Raw genomic sequence first — 25,226 nt, 5'->3', positions numbered from 1 at the left:
TATAATTTACTTTTTAAAAGTATGGTACCTTAGCTCAGAGGGTAGAGCAATGGATCAATCCTAAAACCTGTGGGGAAATATTAAATTTCGATATTTGTATTTTAAAAATAGATACAAATGCAAGATTATTTTAGTGAGCTAATCAAATTATTATTACCTGAAATTGTTGTGGATTATTTTGGATCAATCCTAAAACCTGTGGGGAAGCAAAAATTAAGCATAAATATTAGTTAGTTCAAAGTAGTCTACTATAATCTAATGTATTAAAAATTTCAGTAGGTCGATAAAAGAATTTAATATTGTGTAGAATTTAGAATTACTAATATTAGTTTTTAATATTTTTTCACAAAAATAAGTTATGATTTCTTTGAATTTAGCTAAAAGCAATTTTTTAAAAATTTAATTTTTCAGTTTATATCATTAATGCTTAGCGGTGTTAGATTAAAATTTAACACTTACCCCGTTTTAAGTTTATTGTTTTTTCATTTAAAAAAAGTATTTTAGTATAATTAATTAAAATCAAATGTTTTATATGAAAAGAAGATCATTTTTAACTAATGCAACTTTAGCTTCCGCAGGTCTCGCAACATTATCTATAGCTAGTTGCACCTTAGGTGCAAAAAAAGATGAAAATTCAAATTCTGATAAAGATTCGAACTCAACATTTGAACTAGAAGAGGAAACTATTGAGGGGCTGCGCAAAAAATTAATCTCAGGCGAATATACTTCCGAGCAATTGGTGAACCTATATCTAAAACGTATTGAAAACTTAGATAAAAATGGCGCTAAACTAAATTCAGTTATCGAGGTAAATCCAGATGCAATTGCGATTGCAGTTGCAATGGATAAAGAATTAAAAGCAGGTAAAAATAGAGGACCTTTACATGGAATTCCAATTTTAATAAAAGATAATATTGATACTGCCGATAAAATGCAAACTACTGCTGGTTCATTAGCAATGTCAGGAAATATTGCTTCAAAAGATGCCTTTTTAGTAAAAAAGCTGAGAGAATCTGGTGCAATAATCATTGGGAAAACTAATTTGAGTGAATGGGCTAATTTTCGTTCAACGCAATCGTGTTCTGGGTGGAGTAGCAGAGGTGGTCAGACTAAAAACCCTTATATTTTGGATCATAATCCATGTGGGTCTAGTGCTGGTTCTGGTACGGCAGTTTCTGCCAATCTTTGCGTAGTTGCTATTGGAACAGAAACAGATGGCTCTATTGTGTGTCCAGCTTCGGTAAATGGAATTGTTGGAATAAAACCTACTGTTGGTTTGGTTAGTCGATCTGGAATTATTCCTATTTCAAAAACTCAAGATACAGCAGGACCAATGGCCCGAACTGTTACAGATGCTGTAATATTATTGGGTGTAATTGCAGCAATTGATGAATCTGATCCTGTGACACTAGAGAGCAAAGGAAAAGCTCAAAAGGACTATACTTCGTTTTTAGAAGTTAATGCTTTAAAAGGGAAACGTATCGGAATTGAAAAAAAGCCACAAGGGAATAATAAATATATCAATGCACTTTTAGAAGAGGCAATCAACCTGCTTAAAAAACAAGGTGCTACTATTGTAGAAATTGACTATTTGGAGAAAATTAACTCTTCAGGTCAAGCCGAATTTGAAGTTTTGCAATATGAATTTAAAGAGGGTCTTAATAGCTATTTAGCTACGGCCAATGCAAAAGTAAAAAATTTAAATGAGGTTATTGCCTTTAATACCGCTAACGCGGATAAGGCAATGCCATATTTTAAACAGGAAACTCTGGAGAGTTCTGAAGCCAAAAAAGGTTTAGACAGTAAAGAATATATCACAGCACTGAACGCAAGTTTTGAGGGAAGTAAAAGCGTTTTAAACACTGTATTTAAGGATAATAAACTTGACGCTATTTGCGGAATTACCATGGGTCCAGCGTGCAGTATTGATGTTATTTACGGTGATCGGTGGGGAGGATATTCTTTGACTTCACCAGCTGCGACAAGCGGGTATCCTCATCTTACAATTCCTTGTGGACAAGTATATGATTTACCTGTAGGCTTATCTTTTTTTGGACTGCCTTATACGGAAGGTGAATTGATTGGATTAGGATTTGCTTATGAGCAAGTATCAAAAAAAAGATTGATCCCTGCATTAAAACCTTCCTTTTTATTGTAAGTTCAACACCCATAATTAAGTACTGCGTTTTGTATAAAATAGAATACTCCTAAATTGTTAAACCTATTTAGGAGTATCTTTATGAAAAGTGAATTCAAATACAATTATATATTTAATATTTTATTGGTCTCAAAAATAGTTAAAACTATGTACTTTAGTGCATTTCCCTTTCAGGTTCTAAAAATATTTACCGCAAATTCGCAAATTATTTTTTACGTTGCAAGTCTTTAAATTTGCGAATTTGCGGTGGATTTTACATTTTAACCTCGCAGACTTTCAGTCTGCCAAACAAAATCTATGGACTTTAAGTCCATAGTGGTGTAGTTGTAGCTAAATATACATTAAAGTAAACTCAAAATATTACAGCTTTTGAAAACGTTTGTAATTACTAATCTTTACTTTTTGGTGTAAATTTACATTTAAAGATTGCGATTAATCAAACTTTCAAACTAATATTAAGAGTTATAAAATCAAATAGTACTAATCTTTAAAATCAACTGATAAAGAGTTTACACAGTACCTTTGTCCTGTTTTTGTAGGTCCATCATCAAACACATGTCCCAGATGACTTCCACAATTGGCACATAAAATTTCTGTACGTTTCATCCCGTGCGATACATCAGAAATGTATTGTACTTTGCCTGGTATGGATTCATCAAATGACGGCCATCCACAATGAGCATCAAATTTTGAATTACTCTCAAATAGTGCCTCTCCACAAGCTCCACAACAATAGCTTCCTTTTTCGAAATGCAAATTATAGGTTCCTGTATGCGGGTATTCGGTTCCTTTTTGACGAAGAATTTTGTAGCGTTCCTCACCTAATTGCTCTTTCCATTCTTGTTCTGTTTTTTCGATAGGATATGTCATAATTTTCTAATTTAAAATTCTGTTTATAGGTTTTGAATGAATTGTACTGTTTTTTCTATAACTTTTTGATTTCCTAAAATTTTTCTGTGTCCCAATCCATCTGTTAAAAATAATGTTCCGTTTTTTAAATAGTTATGAATATGAATTCCAGCCTTTACAGGAACTTCTACATCGTTGTTGTCGTGAATTACTAAAACGGGAATGTTGGTTACTTTGGCTGCTAAAAAAGCAGAATAATCATTCATTTTTTCTTTGTATTTCTTCTCAAAGTGTAAACTTAAAAGTGTACTTATTGTTGGTTTTAATTCTAATTTAGCTATAAAATCATCTATAATATCTTCTACAATATCACCACTTCCAATGACTACAGCATGATTTACTTGCAAACCTTTTTTTATCGCATTCAATACTGACATTCCACCCAATGAATGTCCAATGGCAGCATCGAAAGGTCCAAATTGCTTATCAATTTCTAAAATAGTAGTGATAAAATCGACCATGATTGTTGTTTTACCAGGCGATTTGCCATGAGCAGGTGCATCAAAACTTATTGTTGAGTATCCTTGTTTTAGGAGTTCATCTGCAATTTTGAACAACTGAGTACCACGTCCGGACCATCCATGCACTAATAAAACTCTTTTTTTACTTGCGCCATATTTATAAATAACAACATCTTTGTTAATTGCTGGAATCTTAATTAATTTTTGAATCGTGTTTTGATCCATGCTTAATTCTCTTTTTGGAATTTTATGTCTAATAGGCGTTGTAAAGAGTTTAGCGGTAAATAAAATAATCAGTTTTGTTGATATTAAAGCGATTAGTTTACTAGTTATTACTATAATTTTAGGAATTTTTAAAGTTTGTATAGTATTAGAACTGTTTTTTGTCATTTCAATAAATTTTCAAGCGTGTGATTATTTTGTAATTTTTTTAGTAAATTTAAAAAAACATAAAAGTAGTATTTTTTACAGATGGTTTTATAAGTATTAACACAATTGAATCAAATTTTAAGATCAAAAAAAGAAGTAAATAAAAACTATCAAAATTTCATAAATGGAAATATTTCATATTAGTGCAGAGTGTTATCCTGTTGCAAAAGTAGGCGGTTTAGCTGATGTTGTAGGTGCATTACCAAAATATCAAAATAATGCGGGACATAAAGCTCGGGTAGTAATACCAAGTTATGACACCAAGTTTATAAAAGAAAATGATTTTGAAAGTGTTCATTTAGGACATGTAAAACTGGGTAGTTTCAATTTTCCTTTCCATATTTTAAAAGAAAAAAAAGATATTTTAGGATTTGAATTGTATCTGGTAGAAATCCCTGACTTATTTGATAGGAAAGATGTATATGGATACCAAGATGATATTGAGCGATTTTTATCTTTTCAAATTGCAACTCTGGATTGGATTTTAACTAGACCCGACGTTCCGGATGTAATTAATTGCCACGATCACCACACTGGATTAATTCCTTTTATGATGCTGTATTGTTATAAATATGCAAAATTAAAAGACACTCCCTCAATTATTACTATTCACAATGGCTTGTACCAAGGACAATTTGGTTTTGATAAATTGTTTTATTTACCTGAATTTGATTTGGCTCATGTAAAAATTTTAGAATGGGACAATTGTATCAATTCATTGGCAACTGCCGTAAAATGTGCACAAAGTGTAACTACAGTTTCACCAAGTTATTTGAATGAAATCAATTATTCGGCGAACGGATTGGAATCACTGTTTAATTTAGTGCGCTACAAATCCAAAGGTATTTTGAACGGAATTGATTTTGAAGTTTGGGATCCCACTAATGATGCTATGCTTTCAACTAATTATTCAATAAACAATTTTGAAAAAGGAAAACAAGAGAACAAAGCAAAACTATGTGATCTTTTTAATTTAGATCCCACCAAGCCTCTTTTTAGTTTTATAGGTCGGTTATTAGAAGAAAAAGGTGGCGATTTATTGCCACAAGCTTCGGAGTTAGCTTTGTCAGAAAATTTTCAACAGATTAATATTCTAATTTTAGGTTCCGGAAATGAAGTAATTGAAAATCAGTTGAATGGCTTATTATCAGATCATAAAGGAAATTACAACACATTTATTGGGTACAATGAAGAATTAGCGCACCTAATTTATGCTGGTTCTGATTTTTTGTTAATGCCTTCGAGAGTAGAACCTTGTGGTTTGAACCAAATGTATTCGCAGCGTTATGGAACAATTCCTATTGTGAGAAGAACGGGAGGGTTACGCGATACCGTCATTGATTTTGGGGATGACGGGAATGGAATTTGTCACGATCAGGCATCTGTTGGCGACATTTGCTACTCTATTCAAAGAGCGATACGTTTATATGGGGACAAACAACAATTAAACAAAGTTATAAAACGTGGTATGAACGCCGACCATTCTTGGGAGCGGGTTTGCCAAGAATATATAGAAATGTACCAACTATTAATCAACAAAAAATGAAAGCTAAAAAGAAAAATGTAATTGCAATAATTTTAGGAGGTGGACAAGGTTCAAGATTGTATCCGTTGACAGAAACGAGATCCAAACCTGCTGTGCCTATAGGTGGTAAGTATAGATTAGTTGATATTCCTATTTCAAATTGTATGAATTCAGACATTTATAGAATGTTTGTTTTAACGCAATTCAATTCTGCCTCTTTAAATGCGCACATAAAAAACACTTATAATTTTAGTATTTTTAGTCATGCTTTTGTAGATATTCTTGCAGCTGAGCAAACTCCTGATAATCCGACATGGTTTCAAGGTACAGCTGATGCCGTGAGACAATGTATGCCACATTTTTTGAATCATGACTTTGATTATGCTTTAATTCTGTCCGGGGATCAATTGTATCAAATGGATTTTAACGATATGCTAGAAGAGCATATTAAAAATGAAGCCGATATTTCTATTGCTACTTTGCCCGTAAATGCTAAAGATGCGCCTGAATTTGGAATTTTAAAAACAAATGCTCAAAGTTGTATTGAGTCTTTTATTGAAAAACCAGCCAAGGAATTGCTTCCAGATTGGGAATCGAATGTGAGCGACCAAATGAAAAGTGAAGGTAAAAATTATTTAGCTTCTATGGGAATCTACATTTTTAATAAAAAATTGTTGATCGACATTATGTCTAATAAAGAGACTAAAGATTTTGGTAAAGAAATCATACCGCAAGCTGTAGGGCATAAAAAAATATTGAGTTATCAATACGAAGGATATTGGACAGACATCGGTAACATAGATTCATTTTTTGAAGCAAATATTGGTTTAACTGATGACTTGCCCAAATTTAATTTATTTGATAACGATAATAAGATTTTTACCAGACCTCGATTACTTCCGCCATCAAAATTTCAAAAAACAATGGTAGATCGATCGTTAATTTCTGAAGGTTGTATTTTGAATGCCAAAGAAATTAGTAACTCAGTAATTGGGATTCGTGCTAGAATAGGAGAAGGCACAGTCATTCAAAATTGCTATGTTATGGGTAATGATTTCTATCAAAATATGGATGACATGAACGAAGATGTTAGTAATGGCAAGCAATTGGTAGGCATTGGTGAAAGATGTTTTATTAAAAACGCATTAGTAGATAAAAATTGTAGAATTGGCAATGACGTTTTTATAAACGGTGGTCCACACCTTGAAGATTTTTCCAATGAAATATATGCTATAAAAGATGGGATTGTGGTTATAAAGAAAGGTGCAGTAATGCCGGATAACTATGTAATAAAATAATTCACAGACAAATTTTTGTAATAATTCTCTATTTTTAATCAAGTAGAAAGACACCTTTTTTTATGAGCAAAGTTATTTCGCATTCCCTTTTTACTGATTTTGATATCGACTTATTTAAGTCTGGAAAACATTTCCGACTGTACGAAAAACTGGGTGCTCATCTCGTAACAGTTGACGGAGTAAATGGTGTTTATTTTGCAGTTTGGGCTCCTACGGCACAATCTGTTTCTGTGATAGGCGATTTTAATTTTTGGACACAAGGTGAACATCAATTGGAAGTGCGCTGGGATTCATCTGGAATTTGGGAAGGATTTATTCCAAATATCGAACAAGGAACGATTTATAAATATAAAATAGAGTCGACTAATAATGGTATTGTTATAGAAAAAGCAGATCCTTTTGCTTTTTATTGTGAAAAACCTCCGCATACGGCCTCTGTAGTTTGGGATTTAAACTATAAATGGAAAGACGATAACTGGATGGAAACGCGTCAGCAGCACAATGGGTTAGACAAGCCCTATTCCGTTTATGAAGTGCACTTAGGTTCATGGAAAAGGCATGTGGAAGAAAATCGTTTTCTTACTTATTTAGAATTTGCGAACGATTTAGTAAATTATGTCAAAGAAACAGGTTTTACGCATGTTGAATTTATGCCTATTATGGAATATCCGTATGATCCGTCGTGGGGTTATCAACTCGTGGGCTATTTTGCTCCAACTTCCCGTTTTGGGAATCCACAGGAATTTATGTACTTAATTGATACATTACATGAAGCTGGAATTGGAGTAATTCTGGATTGGGTACCTTCTCATTTTCCTGATGATGCGCATGGATTAGGATTTTTTGACGGATCTAATCTATTTGAACATCCTGATCGCAAAAAAGGCTATCATCCAGACTGGAAAAGTTTGATTTTTAATTATGGGCGCAATGAGGTACGCTCCTTCTTGATTAGTAATGCGCTGTTTTGGTTGCATCATTATCATGCAGATGGATTGCGCGTTGATGCTGTGGCTTCGATGCTATATTTAGATTATTCAAGAAAGGAAGGAGAATGGGAACCTAATATTTACGGTGGAAGAGAAAATTTAGATACCATCAGTTTCCTGAAAGAATTTAATGAAGCGGTTTATTTAAATTATGAAGGTGTTCAAACCATTGCGGAGGAAAGTACTTCGTTTCCAATGGTTTCAAGACCAACGTCTATGGGTGGTTTGGGTTTTGGAATGAAATGGATGATGGGCTGGATGCATGACACGCTAGAATATTTTCAAAAAGAGACCGTCTACAGAAAATACCACCAAGATGACTTGACGTTCTCCATGACCTATACTTTTTCTGAAAATTTTATGTTGCCACTATCACACGATGAAGTGGTTTACGGAAAGAAATCTATTGCCGGCAGAATGCCAGGTGACGAATGGCAGAAATTTGCAAATCTAAGGCTACTTTATGGCTATATGTTTGTGCATCCTGGAACAAAATTATTGTTTATGGGTAGTGAATTTGGACAAAGCAATGAATGGAACTTTGAAGGAAGTCTAGATTGGCATTTGTTGCAGTTTCCGTATCACGCAGGAATAAAAAAATTGATTTCAGATTTAAATAATTTGTACAAAACACAACCTGCTTTGCATGAAAAACAATTTAGTCCTGAAGGTTTTGAATGGATTAATTATTCGGATCATCAAAATGCTGTAGTGTCATTTATTAGAAAAGGGAATGATTCAAAAAATGATGTGATAATAGTATGCAATTTTACTCCAGTAATTCGATTAGAGTACCGAATTGGCTTGCCTCAAAAAGGACAGTTAACGGAAATTTTTAATAGTGATGGTACAAATTATGGTGGAAGTGGAGTTTTAAACTCAGATAAAATAGTCATAGAAGCCATGCCTTATGATGGAAGAGATTATTCTGTTGCATTAGTTTTGCCTCCACTAAGTGTAGTAGTTTTTAAAGTTGCATAAATCGAGACGACTGTTTTTACCCTAACAAAACAATGGTTTTCATCACAAATGAAAACCATTGTTTTATCATTGATTTTACGAGAAATTTTGCTACAACGTTTTCGCTAATAAAACACACATATATAACTGTTTACAAAGTAATTTTGTATGTTTGGTTTTTTATAAAAGATTAAAATTAATACCTTAAAATATGATTACGAATACAGAATTAGAATACAAAGGCGATTTATACCCCACAAAAATTGTTTCTTTTGAACATGATGTAGATTCTATATATTTCCATACTGATAATAGTGTTATTTTGAAGGTAACTGTACTCAGAGACAGTTTAATCCGATTTAGGTTTACAACAAAAGGGTATTTTAGTGCTGATTTTTCATATGCAATTGATAAAAGTCATTCTCATGGCTATAATTTTCTTGCGGTTTCTGAACAAGAAGAGTATTACCAAATTAAAACTAGTAAAGTAAAATGTTGTATTCAAAAAACAGATATGAGGTTGTCTATTTTTGATTTAGAAGATGCAATTATTTTAGAGGATGAATTGGGTTTTCATTGGGAGGAAAGCTACGAATACGGCGGAAATATCGTAAAAATGAGCAAGGCATCAAAAGATGGAGAATGCTTTTATGGCCTTGGCGATAAAGCCACACAAATGAATTTGAAAGGAAAACGACTAGAAAATTTTGCGACCGATCAATATGCTTTTCAAAAAGATCAAGAGCCCTTGTACAAAGTGGTACCATTTTATATTGGCTTACAAAACAAGCAATCGTACGGTATTTTCTTTGATAACACTTTTAGAACCTATTTTGATTTTTGTCATGAACGAAGAAACGTAACGAGTTATTGGGCAGAAGGAGGAGAAATGAATTACTATTTCATTTATGGACCTCAAATGCAAGATGTAGTAACAACGTACACTGATTTGACTGGTAAACCAGAATTGCCTCCACTATGGGCACTTGGCTACCATCAATGCAAGTGGAGTTATTATCCAGAAAGTAATTTTAAGGCTATTGCTGCTAAATTTAGAGCACTCAAAATCCCATGTGACGCCTTGTATTTAGACATTGATTATATGGATGGTTTTCGATGTTTTACTTGGAATAAAGACTATTTTCCAGACCCGAAAAAAATGGTGGCTGAACTAGCTGAAGATGGTTTTAAAACGGTTGTTATTATCGATCCTGGAATAAAAATCGACAAAGAATATTCCGTTTACAAAGAGGCTTTAGAAAAAGATTATTTTTGCAAAAGAGCTGATGGGCCTTACATGAAAGGAAAAGTTTGGCCAGGAGAATGTAACTTTCCAGACTATACCAATCCAGCAGTACGAGAATGGTGGGCAGGATTATTCAAAGAACTCATTTCAGATATTGGAGTAAAAGGTGTGTGGAATGATATGAATGAGCCCGCAGTAATGGAGGTTCCCAACAAAACATTTCCTATGGATGTACGCCATGATTATGATGGTAATCCTTGTAGTCATCGAAAAGCACATAATATTTACGGTACTCAAATGGCCAGAGCAACATACCATGGTGTAAAACGTTTCGCTTATCCTAAAAGACCTTTTGTTATTACGCGATCAGCTTATGCTGGAGCGCAACGCTACTCCTCCTCATGGACAGGAGATAATATAGCTACATGGGAACATTTATGGATAGCCAATATCCAAATGCAACGTATGTCAATTTCGGGGATGGGTTTTACGGGTTCTGATATTGGAGGTTTTGCAGAACAACCCTCGGGGGAATTGTATGCGCGCTGGATTCAATTGGGTGTTTTTCATCCTTTTTGTAGAACACACTCTTCAGGCGATCATGGAGACCAAGAACCATGGGCTTTTGATGAGGAAGTGATTGACATTACAAGAAAGTTTGTCAACTTACGATACCAATTGTTACCTTACCTGTACACTATGTTTTGGCAATATATTGAAGAAGGAATTCCAATGCTAAAACCGTTAGTTTATTTCGATCAAGAAGATACCCAAACACATTATAGAAATGATGAATTTATTTTTGGTAATCAAATCTTGGTGTGTCCTATTTTAGAACCCAATGCAGTAGGTAGAAGAATGTATCTTCCGCGCGGTATTTGGTACAATTACTGGACCAACGAAGTGATAAAAGGAGGTAAAGAAATTTGGGTTGACACTAAATTTGACGAGATTCCAATTTTTGTGAAAGCTGGTGCCATCATTCCTAAATATCCAGTACAGCAATACGTTGGAGAATTACAGTTTGAAGAGCTTACTTTAGATGTTTATTACAAAGAAGGAAAAGAAAAATCTGTGGTTTACGAAGATGCACAAGATGGATATGATTACAAAAAAGGAAGGTATAGCTTCCTGTCATTCCAAGCGACAGGTAAAGAAAAGGAATTGAACATTCAGTTGCATAAAGAAGGGAAGTACGATACCAATTATTCGAAGTATAAAATCAATTTAATTGGTTTACCCTTCAAAGTCAAAATGATCGAAATAGATAATGTAGAAGTATCATTTGATATAAATACTTTAGAAATTTCAGGTTATTTAATTGTTGATAAGGAGTTTACGGCTTTGCACATTTCAGGAGAATAACAAATAAAGTTGATACTTTTACTTTTAATTATGTAAATATAAATATTTGTAATCATTGTAATTTTGTTAAACAATTAAAATATAAAATTATGAGAAAACATTTAATAGTAGGGTTTATAGCATTAGGTTTAGTGTATTCATGTGCTACTAATCCTATGACCGGAAAAAAGAGTTTGAATGTAGTTTCTAATGCTGCTTTATTTCCCACTTCTTTTCAACAATACGGCACTTTCTTAAACGAAAATAAAGTAATTACAGGAACCGCTGATGCCAGAAAAGTAGAAGCAGTGGGAATGCGAATCAAAGCAGCAGCTGAAAAATATTTAACCTATTTAGGTAAGACAGATTATTTAAATGCGTATCGTTGGGAATACAAATTGATTGATAGTAAAGAAGTAAATGCGTGGTGCATGCCTGGAGGAAAAATTGTAGTGTATTCTGGTATTTTACCCGTAACCTTAAATGATTCTGGTTTAGCAACAGTAATGGGACATGAAGTGGCACATGCACTATCAGATCACGGTGCACAACGTATGACAACAGCGCAAGCGCAACAATTAGGTGGTGCTGTCGTAGGCGCTGCCACTGGAGGGAAAAGTCAGCAAACGCAACAAATATGGAACCAAGCGTATGGTTTGAGTACTCAGTTGGGCTTCATGCTCCCTTTCAGTAGAGGTCACGAAACAGAAGCAGATCAAATAGGTTTGACTTTAATGACAATAGCGGGTTATAATCCAGAGGAATCAATTACTTTTTGGTCTAGAATGGCTGCAAAATCTACAGGACAAGCACCACCAGAATTTATGAGTACGCACCCTTCAGATGCCACTAGAATTGCAAATCTGAAAGCATTAATTCCAGAAGCTAGAGCTATAGCAGCAAAAGTTGGAGTGATGAAATAATCCAGATTTTTCGATGAACAAAAAAATATGGCTATCCCTAAAAGGATAGCCTTATTTTTTTTGCTCTTTTTATAGTGCACAGTTTCTTATCGTAATGATTTCTTAATGTGTAAAATGTTTGTATTTTTTATGGTTCTTAATTAAAAATAAATACATTCGTAATCAAAAAATAAATCATATGGCTGAATTAGAAAAAGGAAGTAAAAAATTATTAAATGCGTGGGCTTTTTATGACTGGGCAAATTCTGTATACACCTTAACAATTGCTTCTGCAGTATTTCCTATTTTTTACGATGCTTTATTTGCAGATCGCAGCCATTATATTGATGTTTTTGGGCTGCACCTTAAGAACTCCGCTTTAATAAGTTTTGTGACGGCTTTTGCATTCCTAGTTGTGTCTTTTCTTTCGCCATTATTATCTGGAATTGCAGATTATGTTGGAGATAAAAAATCATTTATGAAATTCTTTTGTTATTTGGGAGCACTGTCATGTATGGGTTTGTACTGGTTTAATTTAGAGAACATTTACATCGGATTGATGTTTTACTTTTTTGGATTGATCGGGTATTGGGGAAGCCTCGTTTTTTATAATTCCTACTTACCTGATATTGCTTATCCAGAACAGCAAGATAGTATTAGCGCCAAAGGATATTCATTAGGATATATTGGGAGTGTCATTTTATTAGTGATTAATTTGGGCATGATTATGAAGCCAAAACTTTTTGGAATCACAGGAACTGATGGAGAAGCAGCCATGAAAGCCATGCGTTATTCGTTTGTAATGGTTGGTGTTTGGTGGGTACTTTTCAGTCAGTATTCCTATTATTTCTTGCCAAAAGGTAACAAAAATAACGATCGTAAAGTTACTCGTCATGTCGTATTTAATGGATTTAAAGAATTAAAGAAAGTATGGGTTTTGTTGCAAGAGAACAGTGCGTTAAAGCGCTACTTAGAGAGTTTTTTTGTGTCTAGTATGGCAGTACAAACGGTGATGTTAGTTGCTACGTATTTTGGAGCACAAGAAATTGCTTGGTCTTCAAAAGAGGAAGGAACCATCGGTTTGATAATTTGTATTTTAATCATTCAATTAGTAGCGGTGTTAGGTGCTTTTTTAACTTCAAGAGCTTCAGCTAAATTTGGTAACATTCCTACATTGATTGGTATTAATTGTATTTGGGCGGCTTTTTGTGCACTTGCATTTTTTATCACTTTACCCATACATTTTTATGTAATGGCGTCAATTGCAGGTTTGGTGATGGGAGGAATTCAATCTTTATCACGGTCTACTTATTCAAAATTACTCCCAGAAACGCAAGATACCGCTTCGTTTTTTAGTTTTTATGACGTAGCAGAAAAAATAGGAATCGTAATAGGAATGGTAGTATATGGCGTTATTGATCAGATTACTGGTAGTCCTAGATTAGCAATTGTATTTCTTGGTGTATTCTTTGTGACTGCTGTTTTTCTTTTAAAAAGGGTACCAAAAAAAGGTGTTTTAAATGAATAAAACACCTTTAAAACAATACAAGTACTAGCTAATTTACATTTTTGAAATAGTTCCTGAACCGCTCACCTTTACATCTTTTTTTGTTGGGTTTCCCTTGTAATCAATATCTCCTGAGCCTGAAACTCTAGCGTAAAGAGTATCGCTGCAATAAATAGTGGTGTCGCCCGAGCCAGATATAGTTGCTTTAGCGTTTGTGGCTTTCAGGTTGGCTGCATCTATATCTCCAGATCCATTTAGATTTGTATCTAAATTTACTGTGGTTCCACTAAGTTGTATGTCGCCAGAACCACTCAAATTAATTTCAATATCATTTGATTCTATTCCTAACTTCATATCACCCGAACCAATTAGTTTGACTGCAAATGTTTTGGATTTAATACTGTTTTTAGTAATCACATCGCCTGAACCAGTCAAGGAAACCTGAGTTATGCTTTCAAAGGGAACAACAATTACAATTTGCTTTCCTTTGCTAGACGTAAAGTATTTGTTTTTTTCAGTTGAAATTTTCAATACCTGATTGACTACTTCAACTTTTATGAATGGTACTAAATTTTCCTCTCCTTTTACAGTTATATTTCCTTCTTTTCCTGCAACTAATTCTACATCAAAAAATCCCGTAATTGCGATTTCATCATAAGAAGCGGTACTTCTATTTTCAGTAATAAATTTCCCGTTTCCTTTTATTTTTTGATTGGATGACCATTGTGCGTAAGTCATAGTAGTTAGTAATAGCGAGCAACTAACAAATAATTTAATGGAATTTTTCATGATTAAAGTTTTAGAGTTATTGTTTTTTTAGGAGTGTTACATTTCCGTAATCTGACATTATAGTGATGTTGTTTACTCCTTTTTTCTTATAGAAACCACTGTATTTTTTCAAGTTATTAGAGTCTTCTTTTGAATCTATTTCTAATTCATTGTCATGTTTAAAACTAGCATATTTTACAGATACATTAAAATCAAAAGCAAAATTAGCATCAAATCCAATGTTTAATCCTGTGTAACCCGCTGCAATAGCTATACTTTTGGCTTTTGCACTAATAGTTCCAATAGTTACATTGCTGTATTTGGTCGACAGTTTTAAAGTATTGGACAGTTCACCAATTTTGAGCGTTAAATAATTGCCGCTTGCATCTAAGGATTTTACATTTTGAATTTTGATAGTTCCATATTTACTGCTGTATTTGATAACATCGCTTTCTTGAATTTCGATATCAGTATAATCAGAAGTCAAGTCAAGTTTTATGGCTTCTCCAATTTTTAGGTTTGAATATTTTGCAATGATGCTGGCATTTTTCAGATATGAAATAGTCGAGTTAGAGCAATATTCTACAAGTACATTATTAGAGTTTCCAGATAATCTACCTAATGCAATTTTACCATATTTACATTTAATTTCTGCCTCAGCAAATAAATCAGCCGTAGTGATGTTCCCGTATTTATTATGCAATTTTACACTTCCATTTCTTGGAATTTTCAGGGTATAATTAATCTGAAAACTATTGTTTTTACCATTGCTTTTATAGCTTGAGTTTCCCAAAATTGTTTTTGCAGTAATCAAACCTTTCAGCGCAATGATATCAATATTAATATCGGTTAAGCGTTGGTTCACCCAATTTTCGTTGTCACCACTCACTTTTATTACAATATCCAATTCGGTTTTATCTTCGTCCCAAGTAGTTACAGAAATAGTACCGTATGAATTATCGATGTAAAGACCCGCATCCGAATTTACGAAATACGTTTTCTTGATTATTTTTTGTTTAGAATGAATGTAATCAGGTTCATTTGAAAATCCTAAAAAGGGTATTAAAGCCAATAATAGGACTATTTTAAATTGTTTTTTCATCTGATATGGCTTTTAATTTTTCAGTGTTTTCAATATGTAGCAGAACATTTTGTAAAAAAGAAATTCGTGTTTGAAGATTGCTAATCATTGCATAAATAATTTGTTTGCTCTCGCCATTGGTTTCTAATTCCTTAATTATTTTGGTATAATCACTATCTAAAGATCTCATTTGCTGGAGTGCATCTGCAATTATTCTTTCATTTTCTGGAGACTTTTTTTCCTTAATTTTTTCTAATTCATTTTCTATTAAAATTGTAAAAATAGAATCGGTTTGTTTTGTTTCTTGTGATGCAAACCGCAATTCTTCCGTTTTTTTTGGTGTAGCATTGAAAATAGAAACTCCTAGCATAATTATTATGGAAGCCGCGATGCCAATTGAAACAAAGCGTTTCCAATTTGATTTTTCAGGCTTCATTTTTTTTAGGAATCGTTCTTCATGACTGGCTTCAAGGGTTTCGATGTCCCATTCGTTTTCATATTTTTCAAATAATTGATCCAGTTTTTTATTTTCCTCTTTCATATTTCCTCTAGTTTTTTACGTAAACAATCTTTGGCTCTACTTAGTGTAGTTCTGCAATTGGCATAACTAATATTCAGAATTTCGCTTATTTCTTCTTGATCATATCCTTCAATATAAAACAAGGTCAAAACCATTCTGTAATTGTATTTTAGTGTATTAATAGTCTCTAAAATTTGTTTTACTTTGAGTTCATTAAAATTTGGACTTTCTATTGAATCGGTATCATTCTCTTCAATTTTATAAAGCGTAGTATCAAAATCTTCGGGTTTAAATTGATTGTTTTTTTTATAAAAATCAATACTACAATTCACGATGATTCTTTTTAACCAAGCCCCAAAGACCACTTCTTTCTTGTAATCATTTATTTTAGTAAATGCTTTTAAAAAACCTTCCTGCATAACATCTTCTGCAAAATGTACATCTTTTACAATTCGATACGAAACATTGTACATCGCTTTTGCATAGCGATTGTAAACCTCGCATTGTGCTTTTTGATTTTTTTGCTGGCAAAGCACAATTAATTTTTCGATGGTATAGTTGGTGAAACTCAAACAGTTTATTTTAGTTTATTGTAAGGACTTGTTATTTTCTCGTTTGTTACAGTTTTTATAAAACTAATGTACATTTTTTCTTTTAACCTGTTTCAAATTGTTTTATTTGGTTGCTGTTGCTACAACCAAGAAAAGTTGTTTTGAATGGGAAATAGCACAAAGTGATTGTGTTTTGGCACAGTGATTGACTCTTTTAGAGTTTTGCAAATTATAAGAAGTAAACAATGATTTTATTTAAAAAGAATATTCTGAAACCTTATATTTGCTTAAAAGTTGCAATTTTTAATGACAAAAAGACTTAAATAATACTATGTCAAATCATAAAATACTTACTATTGACAATCTGTCACTTCAAGAATTTGATTCGGAAGCAGATTTAATTCCACTATTGACTCCTGAAGATGAGGAGGAAATGAACAACGAGGCTTTACCCGAATTATTGGCTATTTTACCGTTGCGAAATATGGTTTTATTTCCTGGTGTTGTTATTCCAATTACTGCAGGACGCGATAAATCAATCAAATTAATTAATGACGCTAATGCTGCTGGAAAAACAATTGGTGTCGTTGCACAAATTAACGAAGAAGACGAAGATCCAACTAAAAATGACATTCACCGCATAGGTACTGTTGCTCGAATTTTGCGAGTTTTAAAAATGCCTGATGGAAATATTACGGTTATTCTTCAGGGTAAAAAGCGATTCGAGATTGATACTGTTATTGAGGAACTACCGTATCTAACAGCAAAAATTAAAGAGGTTCCTGAGAAAAGACCGAAAAAAAATGATACCGAGTTTTTGGCTATTTTGGATTCAGTTAAAGAGCTAGCCATTCAAATTATCAAAGAAAGTCCAAACATTCCTAGTGAGGCGACCTTTGCTATCAAGAATATCGAGAGCCAATCCTTCTTGATCAATTTTGTTACTTCTAACATGAATTTGTCTGTTAAAGAGAAGCAAGACTTGTTGGCTATTAATGAGTTGAAAGGACGCGCTTTAGAGACGCTAAGATATATGAATATCGAGTTGCAAAAACTTGAATTAAAAAATGATATTCAGTCAAAAGTTCGTTTTGATTTAGACCAGCAACAACGTGAATATTTCTTGCATCAGCAAATGAAAACCATTCAGGAAGAGCTAGGTGGTGTTTCCCAAGAGGAAGAAATGGACGAAATGCTACAAAAGTCTTTGACCAAAAAATGGGATGATAAAACTAAAAAGCATTTTGATAAAGAACTATCAAAAATGCGTCGCATGAATCCGCAGGCACCAGATTTTGGTATTCAAAGAAATTACTTAGAGTTGTTTCTAGATTTACCTTGGAACGAATACTCTAAAGATATTTTCGACTTAAAACGTGCGCAGAAAATTTTAGACAGAGATCATTTTGGACTGGAAGAAGTAAAGAAAAGAATGATAGAACATCTTGCAGTTTTAAAATTGCGAAATGATATGAAATCGCCAATTATATGCTTAACAGGACCTCCAGGAGTTGGTAAAACTTCTATTGGTCGTTCTATTGCAGAAGCCTTAGGAAGAGAATATGTGCGTATTTCATTGGGTGGTTTGCGTGATGAATCAGAGATTCGTGGACACAGAAAAACCTACATTGGTGCAATGCCCGGACGGATTATTCAAAGCTTGAAAAAAGCAGGAACGTCAAATCCAGTTTTTGTTTTGGATGAAATTGATAAATTATCCAACAGTAATCAAGGCGATCCATCTTCGGCTTTGCTAGAGGTTTTAGATCCAGAACAAAACAATTCTTTTTATGATAATTTCCTAGAAATGGGGTATGATTTGTCTAAAGTAATGTTTATTGCAACGTCTAATAATATGGCGGCCATTCAACCTGCTTTGCGAGACAGAATGGAAATCATCAAAATGTCAGGCTATACAATTGAAGAAAAGGTAGAAATTGCGCGTCAGCATTTGTTTCCAAGACAATTGAAAGAACATGGTTTAACGACCAAGGATTTGACTATTGGAAAAAAACAATTAGAAAAAATTGTTGAAGGATATACTAGAGAATCTGGTGTTCGAGGTCTTGAAGCTAAAATTGCTCAAGTCATCCGTAATGCAGCTAAATCAGTTGCTATGGAAGAGGAGTACAATAAGAAAGTAACAGACGAGGATATTGTAAAAACACTTGGTGTTCCTCGATTAGAAAGAGATAAATACGAGAATAATGATGTTGCTGGAGTAGTTACTGGTTTGGCTTGGACATCAGTAGGCGGTGATATTTTGTTCATAGAATCGTTGCTATCTCCGGGAAAAGGTACTATGACGATTACTGGAAATTTAGGAACAGTAATGAAAGAATCAGCAACAATAGCTTTGGAATATATTAAAGCGAATGCGAAGCTTTTAGGACTGGATTCCGAGATTCTTTCTAAATACAACATTCACTTGCACGTTCCAGAAGGCGCTACACCAAAAGACGGTCCAAGTGCTGGAATTGCCATGTTAACTTCATTAGTTTCTTTGTTTACACAAAAACGGGTGAAGAAAAACTTAGCCATGACAGGTGAAATCACGTTACGTGGAAAAGTGTTGCAAGTAGGCGGAATTAAAGAGAAAATTCTTGCGGCGAAGAGAGCCAACATCAAAGAAATTATCTTGTGTCACGAAAATAAAAGTGATATCGATGAAATAAAATCGGAGTATCTTGATGGGCTTACGTTTCATTATGTAAAAGAAATGAGCGAAGTATTGCAATTTGCTTTAACCGATCAAAAGGTTAAAAATGCTAAAATTTTGTAAGTAAGTAGCTTTCGAAATCATTAAAAATCCAAATTCCTAGACTGTTTTTCAGCTTAAGAATTTGGATTTTTTTATAAAAACGATATCGTTATTGTAATAATGCGTTTACTTTTTGTATAAAAGTAATAGGGAATAATTGTGGTGCTTTCAAGTGGTCTCCCTCATATATCCAAAGTTCTTTTTTGGTTTTGGTATTGTTATACACCGTTTCGCAATGTGCAAAAGGAACATCTTTATCTGATTTTGAATGAATAAACAAAACTGGAATTGATTGTAAGGTTTTAATGTCTTCCTTTGGCGAATAAGGTGACTTTAAGTACATACTTATCATCGAGTGTTGTTCCTGTGGCGCTTTAGAAAGAGCTATATCAGTGAAGGAACTGATAACTCCGTCCAAGATAAGTCCAGCAATTTTTTCTGGATTGTTTTTTGCAAGATTTGTGGCTACTTGCGTTCCCATAGAGGCGCCGTAAATTATTAATTTTTTATTTTGGTATTTTTTATCTTGTAATAAGGAATTCAATATAAATTGTGCGTCAGCTGCAATGTTGATGTGAGTGGGTTTTCCGCTAGATTTTCCGTAGCCTCTCAAATCAAGCATAATTACTTCATAGCCATTTTTAACTAAAGGTTTTACAAAAGGCACATAACTCATACAATTACCGCCTGCACCATGAAAATAAAGAATAGTTGCCTTCGGTTGTTTTTGTTCGGGTAATAATACGACACTATTGATGGTATCTTTTTCAATGTAATAATTGTGCTCTTTGAATTGTAAAGTATCTATTCTGATGGTTTTTGCTTTTTTGGGATAATAAAATTTATCGTCCATTTGTGCTTGTATGTTGCAAAAACATAAAAATAGTAGCGTAGTAAAAAGTAAATCTTTCATGGTTTTTAGTTTTAGGTTTGAATTCTTTGTCAAAACTAGGTGCAAACCAAACGATTCAAAAAGGTTTTATACTGAACTGTTGATTTTAAGGGTTGAATTGTCCCTTTTTAAACTTTTCTTTTTCTAAAAAATAATATCTTCGCACTAGCGTTATCATTTTAAACTTTTGACGCTCTCGCAACATGTTTAAAAAAATTTTGATATTCAGTTTTTTATTTTACGGAGCCGCGTCAATCGGTCAGATAGGAGGTAAAACAATATATCAGTTTTTAAACCTAGTAACTTCTCCAAGACAAGCTGCGCTGGGCGGAAAAGTAATTACAATTTATGATAATGATGTCAATCAAGCTCATTTTAATCCAGCGACAATAAATCCTGAAATGGACAACCATTTGGCGTTAAATTACGGAAGTTATTATAAGGAAGTAACTTATGGAACGGCTTCGTATGCCTATACATACGACCGGCATTTGCAAACATTTCAAGCTGGAGTAAATTATGTAAATTATGGTAATTTTGAAGGCTACGATGAAAATGGTCAGGAGACATCAGGCTTTACAGGTAGTGAAATAGCGTTGTCTTTTGGATATGCTTACAATATTCCGAATACCGACATTCATGTAGGAGCAAGTGCCAAATTAATTTCATCAACTTTAGAAAGTTATAATTCATTAGGAGGTGCTGTAGATGTTGGAGCGCTTTTTATTGATGAAAAAAATGATGTCAATTGGGGCTTGGCAATTCGAAATATAGGAACTCAATTTTCTACTTACAATGGTGTTCGTGAAAAATTACCACTCGAGATAATTGCTGGAGTTTCGCAAGAACTAGAAAATGTACCTATTCGTTGGCATCTTACACTAGAAAACGTACAGCAATGGAATATTGCATTTTCAAATCCAGCTAGAACTACTTCTTCATTTAATGGAGAATCAACCGAAGAGAAGGTTTCATTTGTGAATAATGCGTTGCGACATGTCATCGTAGGAGTGGAGCTTTTTCCCAAAAAAGCATTTAATTTGCGCTTGGGATATAATTTTCGAAGAGCTGAGGAATTGCGGTTAGAAGAGCAGCGCAATTTTTCGGGGATTTCGCTAGGTTTCGGACTTAAATTGAATAAGTTGAAATTTAATTATTCCTACTCTAGGTACACATTAGCGGGAAACACAAGTCTTTTTGGCTTAACCATTAACTTTCAAGAGTGAGGGCTTAAATCAATCAATGACAAGTCAAGTTGATTAATTATTAAAAATTAAATACATTATTTTGAAAAATATTACCATTGCAATTGACGGTTTTTCCTCTACGGGAAAAAGTACGTTAGCCAAACAGCTCGCAAATCAACTAGGATATATTTACGTTGATACTGGAGCAATGTACCGTGCAGTAACTTTATTTGCGATGCAAAACGGATACATAACTGCCGATTTTTTTGACAAAGAAACCTTAATCAATAGTTTATCAAGTATAAAATTGCATTTCAAATTTAATCCTGATTTGGGTTTTGCTGAAATGTATTTGAATGAGGTTAGTGTTGAAGCAGAAATTAGAACTATTGAAGTTTCAAGTTTTGTGAGTAAAGTAGCTGAAGTTTCTGAAGTTCGTGCTAAACTAGTGGAACAACAGAAAGAAATGGGAAAAGACAAAGGAATTGTAATGGACGGAAGAGATATTGGTACTGTAGTTTTTCCAGATGCGGAACTTAAAATATTTATGACGGCAAGCGCTAGTACCAGAGCACAAAGACGATATGATGAGTTGGTAGCCAAAGGTGACGCCGTAACGTATGATGAAGTGCTCAAAAATGTAGAAGAACGTGATTATATAGATACGCACCGAGAAGATTCTCCTTTAGTGATGGCGGCAGATGCAATTGAAATTGACAATTCATATTTGAGCCGTGAGGAACAATTTTTACAAGTTTTAGAATTGGTCAATGAAATCACTAAAACGATATAATTATTTGCAGATATCATTTTTAATGGTAGATTTACGCCTTGTAAATTTTTTAAAGTAAAAAAAACAATTCATCTCATGGGAATTAAAAATAGATTGATCATAATGAGTTTTCTCCAGTTTTTTGTTTGGGGAGCTTGGTTGATTACCATTGCAAATTATTGGTTTGGTACGAAAAGTTGGGACGGAACTCAATTTGGATTGGTTTTTGGAACTATGGGAATTGCATCTTTATTCATGCCAACATTAACTGGAATTATTGCAGATCGATGGATAAATGCTGAAAAATTATACGGAGTATTACACATTTTATATGCTGGGGTTTTATTCTATATTCCGCAAGTAGCTACTCCTGAAACCTTTATTTATATTATGCTTTTGGCAATGTGTTTTTATATGCCTACTATAGCTTTAAGCAATTCTATCTCCTACAATGCATTGAAATTAAATAATAAGGATGTAATCAAGAATTTTCCACCAATTAGGGTCTGGGGAACAATCGGTTTTATTGTAGCGATGTGGATCACAAATCTAACGGGGAATAAGGCAACTGAATATCAGTTTTACATTGCAGGTTTAGCCGCAGTTGTACTAGGGATTTATTCTTTCACATTACCCAAATGTAAACCGCAACGATTGTCTAAAGAAAATGCTTCCATTATGGAAACATTAGGACTTGAGTCTTTTAAATTATTTGCTGATTATAAAATGGCTTTGTTCTTTATTTTTTCTATGTTTTTAGGAGGAGCGCTACAACTAACGAATGCTTATGGAGATGTCTTTTTGGATGAATTTAAGAATTTCCCCAAATATGCTGATTCCTTTGTTGTAGAATATTCGACGATTATCATGTCAATTTCTCAAATCTCAGAGACTTTATTTATTCTTGCGATTCCATTTTTCTTAAAGCGTTTTGGAATCAAACAAGTAATGTTGATTAGTATGTTGGCTTGGGTATTGCGTTTTGGATTGTTTGCTTACGGAAATCCAACAAGCGGATTATGGATGATTATTATGTCTTGTGTGGTGTATGGAATGGCATTTGATTTCTTTAATATTTCAGGATCCTTATTTGTTGAAACAAATACAGATCCAAAAAATCGTTCTTCAGCGCAAGGTTTGTTTATGATGATGACCAATGGTTTTGGTGCGGTTTTAGGAAGTTTTACTTCGGGATGGGCTATTGATAAATATTTTACGAAATCATTTAACAATACTACTGAGTTAGCTGGTTTTCTGGAAACAGAAACGACAAATTCCAAAATGATAGAATTTGTAACTGGTCAAGGGAATGCAATAGGAGCAGATGGATTGTTCAGCAAAGTAATTTTAATGAAAGACTGGCATACCATTTGGTTGGCTTTTGCTATTTACGCGTTAGTAATTGCAGTTGCATTTGCAGTTTTGTTCAAGCACAAACACAATCCTATAGATGTTGAAAATGTAAGTCATTAAGACTGGATTTAACTAAATTGAACTCGATATTTTTTATGAGATATCGGGTTTTTTTTTGCTCAAAAACCAATTGAAGTTAAATAGCCCCGAGTGAAGTGGAAATCCTCCCGATTTTTTCGTAAAATCACTTCGGTTAGCTTATGTTTTTATTGGAGTTCAGTGAACTTCGTTTGTAACGAAAAGTGGAGTTGTGTTGTATTTGTGTATAAAAAACAAATGAATTTTGTTAAATCAAAAATGTCAATTAGTAAAGAGGATATTTTTTATTATTATTGCTCATTTGTACTATTTAATTTTTTTGTAAATTTGTGATTATGAAAAATATTTCAAATACTAACCAAAGAGTACAATTTGCTTTAAAGCAAATGAAAACAGTAATGCCTTCAGTTAAGTTACAAGTAGCTGTTTATGAAGAAAACTTGAAATTGGGGAAAAATCAAAAAAAGCCCATTATTGCCCCACAATTCAAGAATGTCTAAGCCTGTTTTGCTTATAATAGCAGGATGTAATGGTTCTGGAAAATCAACTTTTTCTAAACCGCTAGCTCCTGACAATTTTACTCCTTTTGATTATGATTATCAATTTTTAAGATTCTATAATTCTTTGATTGACTCGGACCTGAAAGAAGCAATGGCTCATAGGATGGCATTTAATGAGTTAGAAAGCCAGGTAAAAAAAGCAATCGATAACAAATCCAGCTTTTGTTATGAAACCAACTTCAATTCCACACCTCTTCATTGGCCTGAAATATTCAAAAATAATGGATATGATTTGCATCTTATTTTTCTGTGTCTTGACTCCATACAAGAAGCTAAAAAAAGGGTAGCCATCCGAGTTGAAAATGGAGGACATTATGTGCCTGAAAATGAAATAGAAAAGCGATACAATGACGGATATAATAATTTAAATTCTTTTTTCAATTATTTTGACTACATAGATTTATTCGATTCGTCAAAATTCCTCAAGCATCCAACCCATATTTTATCATTTGAATCAGGAAAAGTTTCTTCCATAACAAAAATACCTGATTATTTGAAATCTTTGATTCCGGATATAATTAAATAAAAACAAATTAGCTAATGTTTTACAAGTTGCTATCACAAGAAAGGGTTTGTGCAATAGCGGGTAAGAGGCAGGGGAGATTTTGTAAGATTATTGTATAGAGGAAAACAAGTTGATTTGTTTTTTTTAGGAAGCATTTGTTTTTGAATTCCCCAAACGCCATAAATAGCCCCGAGTGAAGTGGAAATCCTCCCGATTTTTTCGGGAGATTGCAACGAAAAGCGGGAGTAATCGTCATAAAAACATCAAAAATGCTGGCTCCTGATTTTCAAACAATTATCGCTGCATAATTATTTTGCAATTTGATATAAATGTGTTACTTTTGCAGTCCTTTTGGTGAATAAGAGTTTCCTTTAGGGTTCAACTAATTATACAAACAACTTCTGTTGTTTTCTAGCACATTAAGAAACTCGAGAGAATACAGAATACAA

Annotated in this window: 20 protein-coding genes; 13 read left to right on the top strand and 7 right to left on the bottom strand. The window is 33.4% G+C overall.

Going from position 1 to position 25,226, the window contains the following annotated elements; translation table 11 throughout:
- Positions 1-532 precede the first annotated feature (532 nt).
- A complete protein-coding gene (locus tag AC061C_RS10960; RefSeq protein WP_478291206.1) occupies positions 533-2,158 on the top strand; it encodes an amidase in 1,626 nt (541 codons plus the stop codon).
- 480 nt (positions 2,159-2,638) lie between these two features.
- Here the strand turns inward: AC061C_RS10960 and msrB are convergent, their stop codons facing one another.
- Together msrB and AC061C_RS10950 are read right to left on the bottom strand one after the other, a co-directional pair.
- Complete coding sequence (gene msrB, locus AC061C_RS10955; protein ID WP_478291205.1) at positions 2,639-3,028, bottom strand: peptide-methionine (R)-S-oxide reductase MsrB; 390 nt, start codon at positions 3,026-3,028, stop codon at positions 2,639-2,641.
- A 23-nt stretch (positions 3,029-3,051) separates the two neighbouring features.
- Positions 3,052-3,918 (bottom strand): alpha/beta hydrolase, encoded by an 867-nt coding sequence (locus tag AC061C_RS10950; protein WP_478291204.1) that lies wholly within the window; start codon positions 3,916-3,918, stop codon positions 3,052-3,054.
- 163 nt (positions 3,919-4,081) lie between these two features.
- Here AC061C_RS10950 and AC061C_RS10945 point away from each other — a divergent pair, with 163 nt between their 5' ends.
- From AC061C_RS10945 to AC061C_RS10920, 6 genes are all read left to right on the top strand, one after another.
- Positions 4,082-5,503: a glycogen synthase gene (locus AC061C_RS10945; RefSeq protein ID WP_478291203.1), complete on the top strand. Its 1,422-nt coding sequence runs from the start codon at positions 4,082-4,084 to the stop codon at positions 5,501-5,503.
- Positions 5,500-6,780 carry a glucose-1-phosphate adenylyltransferase gene (locus tag AC061C_RS10940; RefSeq protein WP_478291202.1) on the top strand — a complete coding sequence of 427 codons (1,281 nt, stop codon included), beginning with the start codon at positions 5,500-5,502 and terminating at the stop codon, positions 6,778-6,780. The genes AC061C_RS10945 and AC061C_RS10940 overlap by 4 nt, the downstream gene beginning before the upstream one ends.
- Positions 6,781-6,842: 62 nt before the next feature.
- The gene (glgB, locus tag AC061C_RS10935; protein ID WP_478291201.1) at positions 6,843-8,750 is read left to right on the top strand and encodes a 1,4-alpha-glucan branching protein GlgB; all 1,908 of its coding nucleotides are present in this window, start codon (positions 6,843-6,845) and stop codon (positions 8,748-8,750) included.
- A 190-nt stretch (positions 8,751-8,940) separates the two neighbouring features.
- Positions 8,941-11,340, top strand: a complete 2,400-nt coding sequence (locus tag AC061C_RS10930) for a glycoside hydrolase family 31 protein (RefSeq protein ID WP_309757958.1) — start codon at positions 8,941-8,943, stop codon at positions 11,338-11,340.
- A gap of 89 nt (positions 11,341-11,429) precedes the next feature.
- Positions 11,430-12,242, top strand: coding sequence for a M48 family metallopeptidase (locus tag AC061C_RS10925; protein WP_478291200.1), 813 nt, complete (start codon positions 11,430-11,432; stop codon positions 12,240-12,242).
- 118 nt (positions 12,243-12,360) lie between these two features.
- Positions 12,361-13,749, top strand: a complete 1,389-nt coding sequence (locus tag AC061C_RS10920; RefSeq protein WP_417969561.1) for an MFS transporter — start codon at positions 12,361-12,363, stop codon at positions 13,747-13,749.
- Between the two features lie 33 nt (positions 13,750-13,782).
- Here AC061C_RS10920 and AC061C_RS10915 read toward each other — a convergent pair whose 3' ends face one another.
- The 4 genes from AC061C_RS10915 to AC061C_RS10900 are packed head-to-tail and all read right to left on the bottom strand — an operon-like array spanning position 13,783 to position 16,669.
- Positions 13,783-14,517 carry a head GIN domain-containing protein gene (locus AC061C_RS10915; protein ID WP_478291199.1) on the bottom strand — a complete coding sequence of 245 codons (735 nt, stop codon included), beginning with the start codon at positions 14,515-14,517 and terminating at the stop codon, positions 13,783-13,785.
- 16 nt (positions 14,518-14,533) lie between these two features.
- Entirely contained in the window at positions 14,534-15,598 is a 1,065-nt protein-coding gene (locus AC061C_RS10910; RefSeq protein ID WP_478291198.1) for a hypothetical protein, read from the bottom strand.
- Positions 15,582-16,118 (bottom strand): anti-sigma factor, encoded by a 537-nt coding sequence (locus AC061C_RS10905; protein ID WP_478291197.1) that lies wholly within the window; start codon positions 16,116-16,118, stop codon positions 15,582-15,584. The genes AC061C_RS10910 and AC061C_RS10905 overlap by 17 nt, the downstream gene beginning before the upstream one ends.
- On the bottom strand, positions 16,115-16,669 hold the full coding sequence (locus tag AC061C_RS10900; protein ID WP_478291196.1) for an RNA polymerase sigma factor: 555 nt from the start codon (positions 16,667-16,669) through the stop codon (positions 16,115-16,117). The genes AC061C_RS10905 and AC061C_RS10900 overlap by 4 nt, the downstream gene beginning before the upstream one ends.
- Before the next feature lie 310 nt (positions 16,670-16,979).
- Here AC061C_RS10900 and lon point away from each other — a divergent pair, with 310 nt between their 5' ends.
- The gene (gene lon, locus AC061C_RS10895; protein ID WP_478291195.1) at positions 16,980-19,430 is read left to right on the top strand and encodes an endopeptidase La; all 2,451 of its coding nucleotides are present in this window, start codon (positions 16,980-16,982) and stop codon (positions 19,428-19,430) included.
- Positions 19,431-19,518: 88 nt separating this feature from the next.
- Here lon and AC061C_RS10890 read toward each other — a convergent pair whose 3' ends face one another.
- A complete protein-coding gene (locus AC061C_RS10890) occupies positions 19,519-20,322 on the bottom strand; it encodes an alpha/beta hydrolase (protein WP_478291194.1) in 804 nt (267 codons plus the stop codon).
- A gap of 182 nt (positions 20,323-20,504) precedes the next feature.
- Here AC061C_RS10890 and porQ point away from each other — a divergent pair, with 182 nt between their 5' ends.
- The 5 genes from porQ to AC061C_RS10865 all read left to right on the top strand — a co-directional run bounded on the left by porQ (position 20,505) and on the right by AC061C_RS10865 (position 24,798).
- Positions 20,505-21,527: a type IX secretion system protein PorQ gene (gene porQ / locus AC061C_RS10885; RefSeq protein ID WP_478291193.1), complete on the top strand. Its 1,023-nt coding sequence runs from the start codon at positions 20,505-20,507 to the stop codon at positions 21,525-21,527.
- A gap of 61 nt (positions 21,528-21,588) precedes the next feature.
- Positions 21,589-22,281 (top strand): (d)CMP kinase, encoded by a 693-nt coding sequence (cmk, locus tag AC061C_RS10880; protein ID WP_478291192.1) that lies wholly within the window; start codon positions 21,589-21,591, stop codon positions 22,279-22,281.
- 75 nt (positions 22,282-22,356) lie between these two features.
- Positions 22,357-23,733 (top strand): nucleoside permease, encoded by a 1,377-nt coding sequence (locus tag AC061C_RS10875; protein WP_478291191.1) that lies wholly within the window; start codon positions 22,357-22,359, stop codon positions 23,731-23,733.
- 314 nt (positions 23,734-24,047) lie between these two features.
- Positions 24,048-24,212 (top strand): hypothetical protein, encoded by a 165-nt coding sequence (locus tag AC061C_RS10870; RefSeq protein ID WP_478291190.1) that lies wholly within the window; start codon positions 24,048-24,050, stop codon positions 24,210-24,212.
- A complete protein-coding gene (locus AC061C_RS10865) occupies positions 24,205-24,798 on the top strand; it encodes an ATPase (protein ID WP_478291189.1) in 594 nt (197 codons plus the stop codon). The genes AC061C_RS10870 and AC061C_RS10865 overlap by 8 nt, the downstream gene beginning before the upstream one ends.
- Positions 24,799-25,226 lie beyond the last annotated feature (428 nt).

This window comes from Flavobacterium sp. GNP010, assembly GCF_056428945.1.
Note: the sequence above shows the minus strand (reverse complement) of the source record. Positions and strands in the feature narration are given on the sequence as shown.